General features: G+C 41.1%; 18 protein-coding genes. 7 read left to right on the top strand and 11 right to left on the bottom strand.

Annotation, left to right across the window (positions count from 1 at the left end; translation table 11 throughout):
- Positions 1 to 64: 64 nt before the first annotated feature.
- From LRP81_RS04330 to speE, 5 genes are all read right to left on the bottom strand, one after another.
- Positions 65 to 241 (bottom strand): XapX domain-containing protein, encoded by a 177-nt coding sequence (locus LRP81_RS04330; protein ID WP_230500027.1) that lies wholly within the window; start codon positions 239 to 241, stop codon positions 65 to 67.
- A 171-nt stretch (positions 242 to 412) separates the two neighbouring features.
- Positions 413 to 2,083 carry an arginine--tRNA ligase gene (argS, locus tag LRP81_RS04325; RefSeq protein WP_230500026.1) on the bottom strand — a complete coding sequence of 557 codons (1,671 nt, stop codon included), beginning with the start codon at positions 2,081 to 2,083 and terminating at the stop codon, positions 413 to 415.
- A 5-nt stretch (positions 2,084 to 2,088) separates the two neighbouring features.
- Positions 2,089 to 2,535: a DUF1934 domain-containing protein gene (locus tag LRP81_RS04320; RefSeq protein ID WP_230500025.1), complete on the bottom strand. Its 447-nt coding sequence runs from the start codon at positions 2,533 to 2,535 to the stop codon at positions 2,089 to 2,091.
- Between the two features lie 292 nt (positions 2,536 to 2,827).
- Positions 2,828 to 3,700, bottom strand: a complete 873-nt coding sequence (gene speB / locus LRP81_RS04315) for an agmatinase (RefSeq protein WP_230500024.1) — start codon at positions 3,698 to 3,700, stop codon at positions 2,828 to 2,830.
- 66 nt (positions 3,701 to 3,766) lie between these two features.
- Positions 3,767 to 4,594 (bottom strand): spermidine synthase, encoded by an 828-nt coding sequence (gene speE, locus LRP81_RS04310; protein WP_230500023.1) that lies wholly within the window; start codon positions 4,592 to 4,594, stop codon positions 3,767 to 3,769.
- 252 nt (positions 4,595 to 4,846) lie between these two features.
- Between speE and LRP81_RS04305 the strand changes: the two genes are divergently transcribed.
- Positions 4,847 to 6,916 carry a transglycosylase domain-containing protein gene (locus LRP81_RS04305; RefSeq protein WP_230500022.1) on the top strand — a complete coding sequence of 690 codons (2,070 nt, stop codon included), beginning with the start codon at positions 4,847 to 4,849 and terminating at the stop codon, positions 6,914 to 6,916.
- A 198-nt stretch (positions 6,917 to 7,114) separates the two neighbouring features.
- On the opposite strand, the gene LRP81_RS04300 is transcribed toward LRP81_RS04305, so the two are convergent.
- Positions 7,115 to 7,630: a YwhD family protein gene (locus LRP81_RS04300; RefSeq protein ID WP_230500021.1), complete on the bottom strand. Its 516-nt coding sequence runs from the start codon at positions 7,628 to 7,630 to the stop codon at positions 7,115 to 7,117.
- A 174-nt stretch (positions 7,631 to 7,804) separates the two neighbouring features.
- Between LRP81_RS04300 and LRP81_RS04295 the strand changes: the two genes are divergently transcribed.
- Both LRP81_RS04295 and LRP81_RS04290 read left to right on the top strand, forming a co-directional pair.
- Complete coding sequence (locus LRP81_RS04295; RefSeq protein ID WP_010197504.1) at positions 7,805 to 7,990, top strand: 2-hydroxymuconate tautomerase; 186 nt, start codon at positions 7,805 to 7,807, stop codon at positions 7,988 to 7,990.
- Between the two features lie 162 nt (positions 7,991 to 8,152).
- Positions 8,153 to 8,329, top strand: a complete 177-nt coding sequence (locus tag LRP81_RS04290; RefSeq protein ID WP_230500020.1) for a hypothetical protein — start codon at positions 8,153 to 8,155, stop codon at positions 8,327 to 8,329.
- A 640-nt stretch (positions 8,330 to 8,969) separates the two neighbouring features.
- Here the strand turns inward: LRP81_RS04290 and LRP81_RS04285 are convergent.
- From LRP81_RS04285 to LRP81_RS04275, 3 genes are all read right to left on the bottom strand, one after another.
- Positions 8,970 to 9,476 carry a YwgA family protein gene (locus LRP81_RS04285; RefSeq protein WP_230500019.1) on the bottom strand — a complete coding sequence of 169 codons (507 nt, stop codon included), beginning with the start codon at positions 9,474 to 9,476 and terminating at the stop codon, positions 8,970 to 8,972.
- A gap of 30 nt (positions 9,477 to 9,506) precedes the next feature.
- A complete protein-coding gene (locus LRP81_RS04280) occupies positions 9,507 to 10,805 on the bottom strand; it encodes an HD domain-containing protein (protein ID WP_230500018.1) in 1,299 nt (432 codons plus the stop codon).
- 155 nt (positions 10,806 to 10,960) lie between these two features.
- Entirely contained in the window at positions 10,961 to 11,185 is a 225-nt protein-coding gene (locus tag LRP81_RS04275; RefSeq protein ID WP_230500017.1) for a DUF1450 domain-containing protein, read from the bottom strand.
- Positions 11,186 to 11,436: 251 nt separating this feature from the next.
- On the opposite strand from LRP81_RS04275, the gene LRP81_RS04270 reads away from it, so the two are divergent.
- Positions 11,437 to 12,144: an RsfA family transcriptional regulator gene (locus tag LRP81_RS04270; RefSeq protein WP_230500016.1), complete on the top strand. Its 708-nt coding sequence runs from the start codon at positions 11,437 to 11,439 to the stop codon at positions 12,142 to 12,144.
- Positions 12,145 to 12,249: 105 nt separating this feature from the next.
- Here the strand turns inward: LRP81_RS04270 and LRP81_RS04265 are convergent, their stop codons facing one another.
- Complete coding sequence (locus tag LRP81_RS04265) at positions 12,250 to 13,107, bottom strand: lipoate--protein ligase family protein (protein WP_230500015.1); 858 nt, start codon at positions 13,105 to 13,107, stop codon at positions 12,250 to 12,252.
- A 543-nt stretch (positions 13,108 to 13,650) separates the two neighbouring features.
- Positions 13,651 to 14,625 carry a phosphate acetyltransferase gene (gene pta, locus LRP81_RS04260; RefSeq protein ID WP_230500014.1) on the bottom strand — a complete coding sequence of 325 codons (975 nt, stop codon included), beginning with the start codon at positions 14,623 to 14,625 and terminating at the stop codon, positions 13,651 to 13,653.
- A gap of 322 nt (positions 14,626 to 14,947) precedes the next feature.
- Between pta and hemQ the strand changes: the two genes are divergently transcribed.
- The 3 genes from hemQ (at position 14,948) to gerQ (ending at position 16,878) form a co-directional block, all read left to right on the top strand.
- The gene (gene hemQ / locus LRP81_RS04255) at positions 14,948 to 15,691 is read left to right on the top strand and encodes a hydrogen peroxide-dependent heme synthase (RefSeq protein ID WP_230500013.1); all 744 of its coding nucleotides are present in this window, start codon (positions 14,948 to 14,950) and stop codon (positions 15,689 to 15,691) included.
- Positions 15,692 to 15,905: 214 nt separating this feature from the next.
- Entirely contained in the window at positions 15,906 to 16,337 is a 432-nt protein-coding gene (locus tag LRP81_RS04250) for a cell wall hydrolase (protein WP_230500012.1), read from the top strand.
- A 52-nt stretch (positions 16,338 to 16,389) separates the two neighbouring features.
- Complete coding sequence (gene gerQ / locus LRP81_RS04245; protein WP_230500011.1) at positions 16,390 to 16,878, top strand: spore coat protein GerQ; 489 nt, start codon at positions 16,390 to 16,392, stop codon at positions 16,876 to 16,878.
- The last annotated feature ends 17 nt before the right edge of the window (positions 16,879 to 16,895 follow it).

Here is a 16,895-nt window from a genome sequence, read left to right as displayed (position 1 = left end):
CTACTAATACTATTTGAGGGCTGTCCAACGAGTGAATACTTTTCGGACAGCCCTCTATTTGGATTCAGTTGCTTGATTGGAAAATTGGGGCAATCCACATAAAAAGACGGTACCCAAGGTAAATCCCGACAATCCCCACGATACCTGAAAAAACAGGCGGTGCAGGTATAGGCAGTCTGAATAACGCAAAGAGGAATCCAACGACCATTCCTGTTGCAAGTGCTAATAAACTTTCTTTCATAGAAAAAACTCCTTTGTTCGTAATTCTTAAGTTGTTGTTATTTTAGCCAAAAGAAAGCTCTCTACTCCAAATAAGTAGAGAGCTTAGACTGGTGAAATCTTCGTAACACTTCCTTGTTGAGGTGATCATTACCTAATGCGGTAACTCCTCTCCTTCCTAGGATTCATGCCACTACATTTTTTCAGGAGCAGATACTCCGATAAGTTTTAACGCATCTTCAAGTGTAATTTGGACTGCTTTCATGAGACCAAGGCGTGCTTTTGATTTTTCTAGGTTATCAGCATCAAGTACTTTTTCTGCGTTATAGAAGCTATGAAGAGCCGATGCCAAATCAAATATATAGTTCGTAATGCGATGAGGTATCCGCTTTTGTGCCGCCTCTGCTACTGCTAATGGGTAATCGCCAAGTTTTTTAAGAAGGTCAATTTCTTTTTCTGAAGCGATATAATCCAATGCAAAGTCACCCTCTAGGCTAAGTCCTTGTTCTTCCCCTTGACGAAGCATGCTGCAAATACGCGCGTGAGCATATTGGGCATAGAATACCGGGTTTTCGTTGGATTGGGAAACGGCCAAATCCATGTCAAAGTCCAAATGTGTATCTGCGCTGCGCATTGCAAAGAAGTAACGCACTGCATCAAGTCCTACTTCTTCCATCAAGTCTCGCATCGTTACGGCTTTACCTGTACGTTTGCTCATCTTCATTTTTTCACCGTTTTGGAAAAGATGTACAAGCTGGATAATTTCAACTTCCAGCGCCTCTTTCCCGTATCCTAATGCCTCTATTGCAGCTTTCATACGTGGTATATAACCGTGATGGTCCGCACCCCAAATATTAATAAGCTTATCATGACCGCGTTTAATTTTATCCTGATGATATGCAATATCCGGTGTTAAATACGTATAAGAGCCATCATTTTTTATTAACACTCGGTCTTTGTCATCCCCGAAGGTAGTGGAGCGAAACCAGGTTGCCCCCTCTTCTTCGTAAATATGACCTTGATTACGTAAGGTCTCGAGCGCATCATCAATTTTTCCATTGTTGTATAAAGAGGTTTCTGAATACCATACATTAAAGCGAACCCGGAATTCCTCTAAATCCTGTTGAAGCTTTTTCATTTCATATTTTAGCCCATACTCACGGAAGAAGCTGCGGCGATTATCTTCTGTTTCATGAACAAACTTATCGCCAAACTCTTCCGCAAGTGCTTGTCCAATTCCGATAATATCTTTACCGTGGTAACCATCTTCAGGCATTTCTACTTCCTGTCCAAGAGCTTGTAAATATCTTGCTTCAACAGAGAGCGCAAGATTGTTGATTTGGTTTCCAGCGTCATTAATATAGTATTCACGTGTAACCTCATAACCCGCTTTATCCAGTACGTTACATAACGAATCTCCGACAGCAGCTCCGCGGGCATGCCCAAGATGAAGATCACCTGTAGGGTTTGCGGATACAAACTCGACATTAACTGTTTCTCCCTTGCCAACATCAGAACGACCGTAATCCGATCCAGCCTTAATGATGGTAGGAATCAATTCTGTTAAGTAGGAGTTATTCATATAAAAGTTAATGAATCCAGGTCCAGCAATATCGATTTTTTCGATAGATGCTTTTGATTGATCGAAGTTTTTTACAATTTCTTCGGCAATCATACGTGGCGCTTTTTTGGCAACCCGCGCAAGCTGCATGGCCATGTTGGTAGAATAATCCCCATTTATTTTATCTTTAGGTGTCTCAAGTAGTACCTCTGGAATCTGCTCCTCTGTTGCTAATCCTGCTTTTATGACAGAGTCTTTAATCTCTGCTTTCAGGCGCTCTTGTACTTGTTCCACAATATTCATATTGCCTATTCCTCCTCAAAATTAATTGTTATCAAGTATTGACCTGTTATGTCATCCTGAATCTTCAATTTATAATCAAGCTGTAAGGATCCTCTATTCTTGTTAGGATCCTTCATCAAAATTACCTTATTGGTTTCAGTTTCAAACTGAAAAATAGCTCCTGCACCGTGATAGGATCCTTCTGTCGTTTCACCCGCCCGGAAGGACTGCGACATCTTGATGTCCCCAGAACGCTTCAATCTTACTTCCTGATTGTTTATTTTATAAAAGCAATGGACCTTCTCTTGTCTTTCCAGCTCTTCAGCGAAAACGATGTATTCCGATTGACCCTTTATGTAATACTGTCCTACTGTATTAAATGAAACCTGTTCCCGTTCATTATTGGCATGAATGATTTCCGATTGGAAGTTAACCCTAATCGGCATTTTGATGTCCTTTTGATTGTCTGCCATCGGGATGCACATCCTTTTTTATCAACTAGGAAAAGTCGGGCTTCGCCTAAAACTTTCCCTTTATTTTTATCATATTGCATAATTACGAGTTTCTTATAAAGTTTGCGTAAACAACCCATATATACAATTCTATAACCTTAATAGTATAAAACAAGTTGATTGAGGAATTCAAGGGGACGTAAGTTTGTGTATGTGTGCTTTTTAATTTTTGAGGTTTTGGGCGTCATCGGCATTAGATCTAAGAAAAACCCCGCCTCCTTAACAAGGAAACGGGGCACCACAACTTGATGGGTTATTTTACCCAACCTAAGATCATTTCACGAATGAGCTTACTTGCTGTGTTAGCAGTTTGTTCGGAATTATCATAAATTGGTGCTACTTCTACAAGGTCTGCTCCAACTACATTCACACTAGAGCCTGCGATAGCATGAATGGAGGCAAGTAGTTCACGGGATGTGATACCGCCACAATCGACAGTACCTGTTCCTGGCGCATGTGCAGGATCCAGAACATCAATGTCGATTGTTACATATACCGGACGTCCAGCTAGTGTTGGCAGGATTTCCTTTAGCGGCTCAAGCACTTCGAATTTGGAAATGTGCATGCCGACTTCTTTCGCCCATTGGAATTCTTCTTTCATGCCAGAACGAATTCCGAATGAGTAGACATTGGTAGGTCCAATTAGGTTAGCTGCTTTCTTGATAGGTGTGGAATGGGAAAGCGGTTCACCTTCATAATCATCACGAAGGTCTGTATGTGCGTCCATATGAATGATGGCTAGGTCGGGATATTTTTTGTACATAGCTTTGATTACTGGCCAGGATACAAGGTGTTCTCCTCCGATACCAAGTGGAATCTTCCCACTATCCAACAAATCGTCCACATACTCTTCAATCATCTCTATGCTTTTTTGTGGATTGCCAAATGGAAGGGGAATGTCACCCGCATCATAGTATTTGACTTCCTCTAACTCACGATCTAAATATGGACTGTATTCTTCAAGTCCGATAGATACTTCACGAATACGTGCCGGGCCAAAACGAGAGCCTGGACGGTAGCTTACTGTCCAATCCATCGGCATGCCATATATAACTACCTGACTTTCTTCAAAGTTAGGGTGACTTTTGATAAATACATTACCAGAATAAGCTTCATCAAAACGCATGGTGATTTCCTCCTTCAATAAAGGAGACTGGTCCCTCTGTATGCTGGGTCAGCCTCCCCATCTACATTACTTCACTAAGTCAGCTACAAACTTTGGCAATGCAAAGGCAGCTTTGTGTAATTCTTTCGTGTAATATTTTGTATCGATTTCATGAAAGCGGTCTTCACTTACTTCTAAAGGATCATGCTTTTTGGATCCGATTGTGAATGTCCACATTCCGCTTGGGTAAGTAGGAATGTTAGCAATGTAAAGGCGCGTTATCGGGAAGATTTCGCGAACATCACGTTGAACATTTGTAATCAACTTTGGGGTGAACCAAGGGTTGTCTGTTTGTGCAACAAATACGCCATCTTCTTTCAAAGCTTTAGAGATTCCTGCATAAAATCCTTTTGTAAAAAGATTAACAGCCGGTCCGACAGGTTCTGTGGAGTCTACCATGATTACGTCATATTTATTGTGGCTTTCTGCAATGTGCATGAAGCCGTCGCCAACCTTCACTTCTACACGCTCATTTTCCAACTCACCAGCAATTTCTGGTAAGTATTTTTTAGAATACTCGATTACTTTTCCGTCAATTTCAACAAGAGTCGCTTTTTTCACGCTAGGGTGCTTTAATACTTCACGGATAACTCCACCGTCTCCACCACCAACAACCAATACGTTCTCTGGGTTAGGATGCGTAAATAATGGAACATGCGCCACCATCTCATGGTAGACAAACTCGTCCTTTTGCGTTGTCATAACCATGCCGTCCAATACTAGCATGTTACCGAATTCTTCTGTTTCTACCATATCAAGTTTCTGGAATTCTGTTTGCTCTGTATGTAAAGTGCGTTTAATTTTCGCTGTGATTCCGAAGTTTTTCGTTTGATATTCTGTGTACCATAATTCCATGTGTACAACATTCCCTTCACATTTAGTGTTCTATCTATTTTGCTGCCAAAAGCGTAAATTGCTTACTTTAAAAAAAGGCTCGTTTTTTATCGTTCCCTAACGGTTAGAAATGAAACATCAAGAAAAAAGTATAGATGATTCTAGCAAAAATACAAGAGAAAAATTAATTTTTTCATAAATGTTTAAAAAGGGATAAAGATTTTCATAATAAGTACTACTAATATGCCACAGATAAGGGGGATAGAGAATAAGATGGAGTTAATGACAAATGACCGTTTTCAACAACTAAAGAAGGTTCTACGTGCAGCCGTTTTTATTGGCGTTATCCTATCAATCTCTTTCTTTCTTCTGATAGGCGGTGTTTGGATATATGCAAAATCAAAGGGTGCTCCTCCCCTTTCTGTCACACAATCCTCGATTATTTATAGCAAAGATGGGGCCATTATTGGGGAGGCCCATAGTGGGGAAAAGCGTTATTGGGTCGAACTTGATGACATATCCCCTTTTTTAATTGATGCCACAGTTGCGGTAGAAGATAGGCGTTTTTTCAGCCACCACGGATTTGATCCAAAACGGATAGTTGGTGCCCTTCTTGCCGATATAAAAGCACGCTCAAAGGTGCAAGGAGCAAGTACGATTTCCCAGCAGTATGCACGTAATCTTTTTTTAGTGCATGATAAAACGTGGAAAAGAAAGCTTGAGGAAGCACTTTATACGATACGGATTGAAGCCAATTATTCCAAAGAAGAAATTCTGGAAGGCTATCTAAATACGATTTATTATGGGCATGGCGCTTACGGCATTGAAGCGGCATCCTATTATTATTTTAACAAACCTGCCAAAGATCTTAGCCTTTCAGAGGCAAGCATGATCGCAGGCATCCCGAAAGGCCCGAGCGTTTTCTCGCCATTCTCTGATGAAGATCGCGCATTATCCCGACAAAAAGTCGTTCTCCAATCTATGGTGGACAATGGTTCTCTGACGAAGGATGAAGCTGCCCAAGCTTTAGAAAAACCACTCGTCTACGGTAATCGCGAACATTTGCCGAAAGAATACATGGCCCCTTATTTTCAAGATGCTGTCAGAGCTGTTGTGCGGCATGAATTGGGCTTGCAGAAAGAACTGGAAATGGGTGGACTTCACATTTACACAACGTTGGATGCCAATCTCCAGGCAATTGCTGAAGAGGAAATAAACAATATATTCAATCCTGAATCGGACATGCAGGTAGGGTTCGTTGCCATGGAACCGAAAACAGGAAGGGTACTTGCCTTGGTTGGTGGTCGAAACTATGAAGATAGTCCATACAACCGCGTCACACAGGCAGAGCGGCAGCCAGGTTCAACTTTTAAGCCACTGCTTTATTATCGCGCACTGGAGGAAGGCTTCACCCCTTCCACCGGGTTTCGCAGTGAAGTGACCACATTCCAGGTGGATGAGGGGCGCTCGACCTATACCCCTCATAATTTCAACAACTACTATGCAAATGATCTGATAACGATGATGCAAGCACTTCCTTTATCTGATAATGTGTATGCGGTGAAAACACATCTTTTGCTAGGAGAAAAAGAACTGACCGATCAAGCTATTGAACTTGGCATAGATTCTAAAATAAAGCCAGTTCCTTCCCTGGCTCTTGGTACCTCTCCTGTTCGGGTACTGGATATGGCAAACGCATATAGTATGTTCGCAAATGGTGGAAAAGAAGTTCAGCCAGTATTCATCGAGAAAATTGTGAACTATCGTGGCGAAATACTTTTTGAACGGGAAAAAAAGACGAAGCAACTATTGGATCCTGATGTGACCTTCGTTCTCAACCACATGATGACTGGGACATTTGATCCTGCGTTAAATGGTTACATGGCTGTAACAGGCAACTCGATTCGTGAGCAACTGACTCGTCCTTATGCAGGAAAATCCGGATCCACAGAAACCGACAGCTGGATGATAGGATACACCCCCCAGCTAGTCAGTGCCGTCTGGACTGGCTACGACAGGGAAAAATCCATCACCCTAACAGCCGAAAAGCACTATGCCAAAGATGTGTGGGCCAGTTTCATGGAACGTGCCCTTGAAAAAAAATCAGTGGTAACCTTTGCTCCCACAGATGGCGTTATCGGCGTTAGTGTCAACCCGCAAACAGGTCTTCTTGCCACAAGCGACTGCCCTGTATCTAGAATGAGTTTCTATTTGAAAGGTACAGAGCCCACAGAGTACTGCATGGCTCATTTGAAAGACATCGAAGAGGATTCATCGCCAACAGAGCCTAACCTTGAGGAAGCTCCAAAGAAATGGTGGAGAAGGCTTGTTCCTTGGTTGTAAGGAATGGTGGAAGGGGCAACACCTGAATATAAGTTAAAAACCCCGGGAGAAATATCTCCCGGGGTTTTTAGTGTCCTAGTTCCCATGTGTTCTACACATGTAGATTTAGTTTACTTTCTTTGTCGAAATAACTCAAGTAGGTAATGACGAACATTCAAAAAAATGTCACATCTTTATTTTCCATAACCCCTTGACAATTTAATTGGTTTCCAACTGCTGTTTAAGGTCATCTGTTGCACGATCCCACATGCCTTGATCATGGCCTACTAAATAGTCCTTCAAAATAGTCTTAGAACGGTCATCCATATGGGCAACCATAATGTGACGTTTCATTGATTTATCCATTTTGTTTACATGCTCCGGCAAAGATTTATACCCTCTCCTAATTTCACGGTCCACTGTCATCTCACAAGCCGTTACTCCAGCATAATATGGTCCCTCTTGCTTGCGGTCGATCGTCACCCATACCAGCCAGTAAGGTTTTCCATTTGGAACATCCTCTTTATTAGGCAAAAATTTTATGCCGCGCTCTACCGAACTTCGTGCATGCATCGCACCGATATCCACAAACGCATCTCCGCCTACAACATCAACGAAAACAGGCGATACATTATCCAGACTAAGAGCACCAATCCCAAAGCCTCCATGACCATCTGTAGGGTCATTTTTTATAATATTAAAACCAATCGGCTTCTTTTTCTTTTCTTGATCCATTTCTCAATTGCCCCCTTACCGTTTATGTACATGACTTTTTCACATATACCTCGCTAAAAAAAGAACCATGTAAACAGAGGCCGGCAAGTCCGGTCTCTCTTGCGCTTTTCCTGTAATTATACAATAATTTATGAGAGATGAAAAAACAATAGAAGTTTAAAGGAGCGAAAAAACATGCCATATGTAACAGTAAAAATGCTAGAAGGCCGCAACGAAGAACAAAAGAAAGCATTAGTAGAAAAAGTAACCGCCGCCGTAAGTGAAACCACAGGTGCCCCAGAAGAAAAAATTGTCGTGTTTATCGAAGAAATGACAAAAGGACACTACGCAGTTGGCGGAAAGCGCCTAAGCGATCAATAAGCGTCCTCTATGCTAGTGATTATCACGGTAAGGTAACGAACGATTTTAGATGGGGATTTTCAAATTAAAAGGACATTTACCGACTGGAGCTCGATGCCCATTAGTCGATGAAGCGGAAGTATCGAAGGTTTCAGGGGAGTTATCGATATTTTGATCATTGAGGTGGCTCATCCATCGGAATTTGAAGTGCCGCAGCTGTTATTTGGAGATTTCGGAAGTTATTTGGAGATTTTGAGTCGGGATTTAGTGATTTCGGCTAATTATTTGGAGATTCTATGCCAGGATTTAGAGATTTCCAATTTTAGTGAGCATTTTTGGGCTGGGGAACGCCGCTCCTGAGCAGATGAAACAGCTGTTTCGATAGTTTCAGAGGAGTTATCGATATTTTTGAGAGATTTTTCGATATTTTCAGAAGGATTTTCGATATTTTCCTGGTGCTTTTGGATAGATTCAACAGATTTTTCGATATATTGATCATTTGGATGGCTCTTCAATTGGAATTTGAAAAGCCACAGCTTCTATTTGGTGATTTCAGATAGTTATTTGGAGATTTCGAGTTAGGATTTAGTGATTTCGACTGATTATTTGGAGATTTTATGCAGGGATTTAGAGATTTTCAATTTTAGTGAGCATTTTTGGGCTGGAGCATGCCACTCCTGAGCAGATGAAACAGCTGTTTCGATAGTTTCAGAGGAGTTATCGATATTTTTGAGATGTTTTTCGATATTTTCCTGGTGTTTTTAGATAGATTCAACAGATTTTTCGATATATTGATCATTTGGGTGGCTCTTCAATTGAAATTTCAAGAGTCGCAGCTGTTATTTGGAGTTTTCATGCTAGAATTCACTCATTTCCAATTAAAGGAATACCCATCACCTAGGGCACGCATCCCTGAACCGCTGATTTTGCTCTATCCATTGAAAGCTACCAATTATAAAAGGCCCGAGAGAATCCCACTATTCTCTCGGACCTTTTGAATTTAATTTTGGATACATGAACGCAGCTGTTCAATGTAATTGTATGCTTCTTCTACTTCTTCTTCTGTGTAGCGTTGTTTGCTTTTAAGGGTGTATACTTTGTCTTTTACTTCGTCCTTTGGCAGGTTTTCAAAGAAAAGTACGGTGGATACTAGCTCTAAGAAACGTGAGCTTTGTTCGTTCATTTTGGTCATGCATTCATTTAAGAATGGCATCTCTAGGTCGTAGTGAGTTAGAAATTCCTCACCATTTTCAGTGAGGCTGTAGCGATATTGGGAATAGCCGCCTTTGTTTTCTTTTAGCTCACTTAGGAATCCTAGATTGCATAGTTCTTCTACTCGCAATGTTACCTCTTCTGAGTATGGTCCATAGAAATGAAAATTGTATTTTTCATAGAATGGGTAGTTTAGCTTTTTTGCGATGTATACCATTTTTTGTAGTTTTTTTCTTCCGATGACTTCTCCTGCTGAAGCAAACACCTTCATTAATTTTGCGTGATCTGTCAACAAACCCCTTCATCTCCTAACGTAAGCCGTTGCCTAAAATCCTAGTATCTCTCTAATTTTATTTTTTGTGGACTTCTTGGTTGAAACATCTTCTAGCATATCTAATGGAAAATAAAGCTTGTGATCGGTTCTTCTTTTTCCTGAAATGGCGTCAACAATCTCTGATTCTCTTGAAAGTTCGCGTACTTCCCCGTTTGGCATGACGAGGTGAATAGGTAAACGTTCCTCTTCTTCTCCAGGACGGTAAAAGTCGTATGGAAGGTCGGAGGAGGAATCAACCACTAAATAATAGGCTGGATCAATGCCTGCCTTTTTAAAGAGACTGGTGAGTTCCATCAAGTCCATCATTTGCTTATTAGGATTAAATTCGACGTATTTAAACAAATTCCTGTTCATAAATCGTCGACATAAGTCACTTAATATCGAATCTTCTTCCTCTTGCCATGACTGGAAATAATACATAATCACTGCTTCATCAAGCTTTATGTAGTCTTTAAGTGAGATTTTTTCATCAAAAAGAGAATAAAAATGAACCGGTTGATATTTAAATGTGTAATTTTCTGCATACAACTGCTTTGCTCTGTGTAAAATTTTCGTCAAAATAACTTCCGCGCTTCTTGTAACTGGATGGAAGTACACTTGCCAGTACATCTGGTAGCGGCTCATGATATAGTCTTCAACCGCATGCATTCCGCTCGATTTAATGACTACCTGATCCTCACGGGGACGCATTACACGAAGTATTCTTTCCATATCAAAATGTCCGTAGCTGACCCCTGTAAAATAAGCATCTCGCTGAAGATAATCCATTCTGTCGGCATCAATCTGACTGGATATCATGCTGACTACCAATTTGTTTTTGTATGTTTTGGCTATAACCTCAGCAACATCTTTGGGAAAATTTTTGTTAACATTACGAAGTACTGCATTTACTTCCGTATCACCAAGAATAATCGCCTGCGTGAAATCTTCATGGTCAAGGTGGAATACTTTCTCAAAAGAATGAGAAAACGGCCCATGCCCTAAATCATGCAAGAGGGCTGCACATAAACATAAAAGTCGATCATCTGGATTCCAATCTGGTCGTCCTTCAAAGCCGTCATCAATTATGCGCCGCACAATTTCATAAACACCTAAAGAGTGGTTCAGACGACTATGCTCTGCTCCATGAAATGTCAAATAGGTTGTCCCAAGTTGACGGATCCGACGCAGACGTTGGAATTCCATGGTACCTATTAAGTCCCAAACAACCCTATCCCGAACATGTACATATCGATGAACGGGATCCTTAAACACCTTTTCTTCACTTAATTTTTCCGTAGCATAACTCATTCTTTTGACCTCTTTATCTTCGGCATAATATTTATCTAGTTTCTATTATATCGTAAAAATTTTACAAGAAAAGAGATGGATTTTTGGGATCCTATTATGTTGGTACCCTTATCGCGAATAAAAAATCACCTTTGCACGAAGACAGAGGCGATTTCCTATTTTTTTAATTTCTTCATGATTTTTTCTATCAGTTCATCTTCTGTGGGAGCAGAAAGCGGGCGATTGTTTACAAATGCAAACGCCTTTTTTCTTCCGGGTCCACAATAGGATTGACAGCCTACTTCCAAACACGCTTGTTCATCCACTTTTTTTAGCTTCGGAACTAACGTTTTCACATTGGTTGCATCGCAGTCATCACAAATGCGAAACTCATTTGCCATGGTTCTACACCTTTCTATCTAAAAAGTGAATATCTTCACTTTGCTCTTTTTTCCAGTTCCTTAAAAACAGTCTTTAACTAAATGGTATTTTACAGGGATTCAAAAAACAATGCAAGTTGATTTACATGTGATAATTGTCTAAAACCCGACAGATAACAATCTAGTAATTTTTTCTATGAATATGTATAAATATGTTTTCTCTCGTCCAAAATATAGACAGAACGAATGATTATAAGGGAGTTGGATTAGAGATGAAAGATCGTCAAGACGCTTGGTCTGAAGAGAATGATTTATTATTGGCAGAAACTGTACTTCGCCATGTGAGAGAGGGCAGCACCCAGCTAAACGCATTTGATGAAGTGGGAGATAAACTGAACCGCACATCGGCAGCTTGTGGATTCCGCTGGAACGCAGTCGTCCGCCATGATTATGAAAAAGCATTACAATTAGCAAAGAAACAGCGCAAACAACGTCAACGAGCCCTAGGACAGCCAACAAAAAAACTGCTATATACTCCACCTGAAACCATCGTGGATGAGGAGTTGCCATTAATCCTAGATAATCCCATATCCGAAGAGCGGCAGACAATATCTGTTCCTAAAACTAGGGTAGAAAGAAAAGCCGCAACATACGGAATGAGAAATAATAGCGACCTGTCACTGGAACAAGTCATCAGTTTCTTACAAACCATGAAACATTCAAACGCTCATTCTACCGCTCTACAACATGAAAACGAGAGATTAGTAAAGGAAAACGAAGGACTTGCACGTACAAACAAAGAACTAGAAGTACGAGTACAAAAGCTGCAGGAAGAGCAAATAACCGTTCAAGAGGATTACGAAACACTCATGAAGATCATGAACCGCGCACGCAAACTCGTATTATTTGATGAAGAAGAACATGTTCCATCTAAGTTCATGATGGACAGAAACGGCAATTTGGAGAAACTGGCGGAATAATATTAAAATACCTGCCCCGACATTTAGTGATGGGGGCAGGTATTTTTTTGTGGGTTGGTTTGGGCCGGAACTCGCGGGAGTTTCGTGCCAACTCTGGACCAACGTCTAGTTCCCTAGTACTTTTTCGTTTCGTTCTACTATTCGCTGGTAGTAGTGCTCATAAAGGTCCAGTTCGTTCCCTTGTAACGTATTTGCAAATATGTGACCACTTGTTTCTTTTAAAGAGGTTAAAAGACGGAGCATCACATCCTGTACGGATAGAGAGTGGCCTGTTAATTCGGTCAGTGATGCCATGACATCCGGGGTAATGGTTGGAAAAGCAAATTTTGTTTGTTCATTTTGTAGGGCTCTTTTGTAAAATTCACCGATGAGTGCCGCACGTTCCGATCCACTACCATCAACACAGAGGTAAATTTGCACAGCAACACCGCCACGAATTCGCCTTTGTGAAATACCTGCAAACTTTTTATCCCCGATACTGAGGTCATAGCTACCAGGACAATACGACCCGACGATTTCCTTCGCCTCAATAATTTGTGGCATATCGCGGAACATATGCTTCGTCAATTCCCACATCGCGTCATACCCACGGTTAATGTCGATAGCCTTCTCTCCTTCCGGGAAAACAAGGGATATATTGAGAATACCCTCATCCAGAACAACCGCCAGCCCCCCTGAGTTACGTACTATCACTTCATACCCCTGACTATTTAAATAATCAATTCCCTGTTGGAGAAATGGCAAGCGAGTATCCTGAATCCCGAGAACAATTGTGTCTTTGTGGACCCAAGTCCGGCAAACTGCACCACTCTCCCCTTTTCCAACAGAGGTGCACAAAGTATCATCCATAGCGAATGATTGCAGAGCATGGAAGCTGCCCCCAAGAGAAGATTGGTCGATGATGCGCCATTGGGGCTGGTTTAAAAGCTGTAATGCAGGTGTGATGGTTGGTTCTGTCGTCATTTCGGTTAACTCCTCTATCTTTCCGTTCTAATTGGCTCTTTTGCATTATATTACATGGCAGGTGGAAAGGAAAGTTTGGGTAGTGATTAAGGCACTTATGTCCGATACAAAATCGGAAATGAGGGGGGAGTCATGATGGCGATTTTGTGGGGGCTTTCTTACTATTTTTGTCTTCATATCGCCTATGAGGACTTTTTCTCATCGGTTCCACTTCTGTTTTTGTCTTCATACCGCTTATGAGAACTTTTTTGCGATGGCTACACTTCTGTTTTGTCTTCATACCCCTTATAAGGACATTTTTGCGACCGCAACCCTACTATTTTTGTCTTCATATCGTCAATGATGACATTTTCTCAACGGCTCTCTTCTGTTTTTGTCCTTATACCATCGAGTTTTACACAAAAAAGGGTTTCATAGTGGTAACAATACCCCAAAATGATGAACTCATAGAAAAATGCGATCTTTCAACATTCCCCCAACACCACAAAAGTCAACTAAAAAAAGGTACAAGCATCCATGCTCATACCTTTTCTTCGCAAAAAGTTAGTTTGACGCTTGTCCAGCAGTAATCAATGCGAGTTTATATACATCTTCTACGCTGCAGCCGCGGGACAGATCATTTACAGGTTTGTTTAAGCCTTGCAAGATTGGGCCTACTGCTTCGAAATTGCCGAGACGTTGGGCGATTTTGTAGCCAATGTTTCCTGCCTCTAGGCTTGGGAATACAAATACGTTGGCGTCGCCTTGGATTTTGGAGCCTGGGGCTTTCTTTTCAGCAACAGATGGAACGAATGCTGCATCAAATTGGAATTCTCCGTCGACAACTAGTTCTGGATTACGCTCAGATGCGATGCGTGCTGCTTCTACGACACGCTCTGTTTCTGGAGATTTGGCAGAGCCTTTCGTGGAAAAGCTTAGCATGGCTACTTTTGGTTCGATGCCGAACATTTTTGCTGTTGCTGCACTTTCGACTGCGATTTCTGCTAGGTCATTGCTATCTGGTGCAATATTGATGGCGCAGTCTGCGAACACGTACTTCTCATCGTTACGAACCATGATGAATACACCAGAGGTTTTGCTTACGCCTTCTTTTGTCTTAATAATTTGAAGTGCTGGACGTACCGTGTCAGCTGTTGAATGGGCTGCTCCACTAACAAGTCCTTGTGCACGATTTACATGTACGAGCATGGTTCCAAAATAGTTTGGAGTCAACAGAATCTTTCGCGCGTCTTCTTCTGTTGCTTTTCCTTTACGGCGTTCTACAAAAGATGCTACAAGCTCGTCCATATGCTCGTAGGTTTTTGGATCGTAAAGCTCGACACCTTCTAACGTTAAGTTTAAGTTAGATGCTAACATGCTGATTTCTTCTTTGTCACCTACTACTATCGGTTTTACCATATTCTCTGCTGCAAGTCGGGCAACAGCCGTTAACACACGCTCATCGTTTCCTTCAGGGAATACAATTTTAATATCTTTACCTGCAACTTTCTCTTTTAGCGTTTGAAATAACTCGCTCATACAAGGTCTCTCCTTCATTAGCTTTTTGCTTTTTTCGTAAACTTTGTTGTTACTGTACAAGTAATTAAGTAAGCAACAATTTTTTGAAAAGAGCCAAGCTTTAATATGCTTCTACTTTTTAGGATACCCCTTAAGTGATGAAAAGCAACCGAAACCCTTTATTGTTATCGCTTACAGATAAAAGTCTTTATTTTCAAAAGGGTCTGTAAAATTACTTTCATCAAGCTTTCACATTTACGAGTTTTACAAACAAGAAGTGATGGGAAAACTGTGATATAGTAAGAGGGGAATACATAGACAATCTTTTCAAGGAGTGATTGCAATGAGTGAAGCAGCTCAAACGTTAGATGGCTGGTATAGCCTTCATGATTTTCGCACAGTAGATTGGGCCCTTTGGAAAACTCTTTCTAGTGAAGAGCGTCAAACGGCTATAAATGAATTTTTAGGCCTTGTAGAAAAGTGGAACAAGGTTCAATTAGAAAAAAACGGAAGTCATGCATTATATAGTGTTGTTGGTCAAAAAGCGGACTTTATGATGATGATTCTTCGCCCTACTTTAGAAGAGTTAAATGAAATAGAAAATGAGTTTAATAAAACTACGTTAGCTCAATATACAATCCCGGTTTATTCTTATGTGTCCATTGTGGAATTGAGTAACTATTTACCGGAAGGCGAGGATCCTTATCAAAACCCGCAAATCCTTGCTAGACTTTACCCAGAATTGCCAAAAGCAAAGCATATTTGCTTCTACCCAATGGATAAGCGTCGATTAGGTGAGGACAACTGGTATATGTTGCCGATGGAAGATCGCCGTCGTATGATGCGTAGCCATGGAATGATCGGTCGCCAGTATGCTGGAAAAGTGAAGCAGGTTATTACTGGTTCTGTTGGTTTTGATGATTATGAGTGGGGTGTAACGTTATTTGCGGATGATGCGTTACAATTCAAGAAGCTTGTTTATGAAATGCGTTTTGATGAAGTAAGTGCACGCTTCGGAGAGTTTGGAGCGTTTTACGTTGGGAATTTACTTGAAGAAGACCAAGTATATTCTTTCTTACATGTTTAAAACAAAGGTCGCTTAGCTATTTTTTAGCTTGCGGCCTTTTTTATCTTTGAGAAAAGAACTACTTTCCATGGTTTCTTGTCATATTCATCATCTAGTCTTCATAAAATCAAGTAGTGCGAGCTAGTATCTATTAATTATGTGCACCATTTTCAGCCCAACCAATATTGATTTTTAAAATGTTATGTCTTTTATTTTTAAGGTTTGAGGTGAGGAAATGGGAGTAATTTCTTTCAATGAAGCAGATGTCAGAACCTTGGCAAGGCTGATAAGAGCAGAAGCTGAAGGGGAGGGCGTCCAGGGCATGTTGATGGTGGGCAATGTTGGGGTCAATCGCGTTCGGGCGGATTGTCTGGACTTTACCAATATTACTAACATCAACAAGATGGTGTTTCAAAGTCCTGGTGGATTTGAAGCTACACAGAAGGGTTATTTTTATCAACGTGCTAGAGAAAAAGAGATTAATTTAGCACGACGTGTCATTAAAGGGGAACGTTTTGATCCGGCTACTTTTTCTTTATGGTTTTTCCGTCCTGACGGGCCTTGCCCTGCACAATGGTACAATCAGCCAAACACAGGCAGGTTTAAGGCACACTGCTTCTTTTCCCCAACTGAGGAAAACTGTGCAAGTGTTTATAGGACTTGGTAAGAGGGCATGATGGGTATTCTTACTTACAAGCTTTTGAGGAGGGAATGACAAAATGAATCAACCATATTCACAGGCAGCAGGAACCCCTTTCTCGGCGGGGTACGGCGCTGATCCTTACACCGCTTATTATCGCAACATGCAACAGCCCCAGTATGGTGGCGGATTTCAAATGGGTGGCCAGCAACCGCAAGGAGGTATGCAACCTATCACTTTTCCAGCACAAGCACCTAAGCAAGCACCGGATGTGCCCGGCATGCTTCCACTGGAACAATCCTATGTAGAAAACATCCTTCGTTTGAATAGAGGGAAGCTTGCCACTGTCTATATGACGTTTGAAAATAACCGCGAATGGAATGCGAAAATTTTTAAAGGGATCATTGAAGCTGCTGGTCGCGATCATCTGATTTTAAGTGACCCGCAAACAGGCAAGCGGTATCTGTTGTTAATGGTGTACTTGGATTACATTACTTTTGATGAAGAGCTGGAGTATGAATATCCATTCGGCGGTGGTCAAGGGTTAAGCCAATATTCACCTAGGTAATTACTAAAAAGAGCTGA

This window comes from Sutcliffiella rhizosphaerae (genome assembly GCF_917563925.1).
GTDB lineage: Bacteria > Bacillota > Bacilli > Bacillales > Bacillaceae_I > Sutcliffiella_A > Sutcliffiella_A rhizosphaerae.
The sequence above is the reverse complement of the archived record's forward strand: the minus strand, read 5'-3'. Positions and strand labels throughout refer to the sequence as shown.

Excerpts from the sequence above, each read along its gene's own strand:
- LRP81_RS04295 (WP_010197504.1), top strand. The coding sequence starts at position 7,805 with ATGCCATATGTAACAGTAAAAATGCTAGAAGGCCGCAACGAAGAACAA.
- LRP81_RS04320 (WP_230500025.1), bottom strand. The coding sequence starts at position 2,535 with ATGGCAGACAATCAAAAGGACATCAAAATGCCGATTAGGGTTAACTTC.
- LRP81_RS04330 (WP_230500027.1), bottom strand. The coding sequence starts at position 241 with ATGAAAGAAAGTTTATTAGCACTTGCAACAGGAATGGTCGTTGGATTC.
- LRP81_RS04280 (WP_230500018.1), bottom strand. The coding sequence starts at position 10,805 with ATGAGTTATGCTACGGAAAAATTAAGTGAAGAAAAGGTGTTTAAGGAT.
- LRP81_RS04275 (WP_230500017.1), bottom strand. The coding sequence starts at position 11,185 with ATGGCAAATGAGTTTCGCATTTGTGATGACTGCGATGCAACCAATGTG.
- LRP81_RS04305 (WP_230500022.1), top strand. The coding sequence starts at position 4,847 with ATGGAGTTAATGACAAATGACCGTTTTCAACAACTAAAGAAGGTTCTA.
- speB (WP_230500024.1), bottom strand. The coding sequence starts at position 3,700 with ATGCGTTTTGATGAAGCTTATTCTGGTAATGTATTTATCAAAAGTCAC.
- speE (WP_230500023.1), bottom strand. The coding sequence starts at position 4,594 with ATGGAATTATGGTACACAGAATATCAAACGAAAAACTTCGGAATCACA.
- LRP81_RS04250 (WP_230500012.1), top strand. The coding sequence starts at position 15,906 with ATGGGAGTAATTTCTTTCAATGAAGCAGATGTCAGAACCTTGGCAAGG.
- LRP81_RS04265 (WP_230500015.1), bottom strand. The coding sequence starts at position 13,107 with ATGACGACAGAACCAACCATCACACCTGCATTACAGCTTTTAAACCAG.
- LRP81_RS04270 (WP_230500016.1), top strand. The coding sequence starts at position 11,437 with ATGAAAGATCGTCAAGACGCTTGGTCTGAAGAGAATGATTTATTATTG.
- LRP81_RS04300 (WP_230500021.1), bottom strand. The coding sequence starts at position 7,630 with ATGGATCAAGAAAAGAAAAAGAAGCCGATTGGTTTTAATATTATAAAA.
- gerQ (WP_230500011.1), top strand. The coding sequence starts at position 16,390 with ATGAATCAACCATATTCACAGGCAGCAGGAACCCCTTTCTCGGCGGGG.
- hemQ (WP_230500013.1), top strand. The coding sequence starts at position 14,948 with ATGAGTGAAGCAGCTCAAACGTTAGATGGCTGGTATAGCCTTCATGAT.
- argS (WP_230500026.1), bottom strand. The coding sequence starts at position 2,083 with ATGAATATTGTGGAACAAGTACAAGAGCGCCTGAAAGCAGAGATTAAA.
- pta (WP_230500014.1), bottom strand. The coding sequence starts at position 14,625 with ATGAGCGAGTTATTTCAAACGCTAAAAGAGAAAGTTGCAGGTAAAGAT.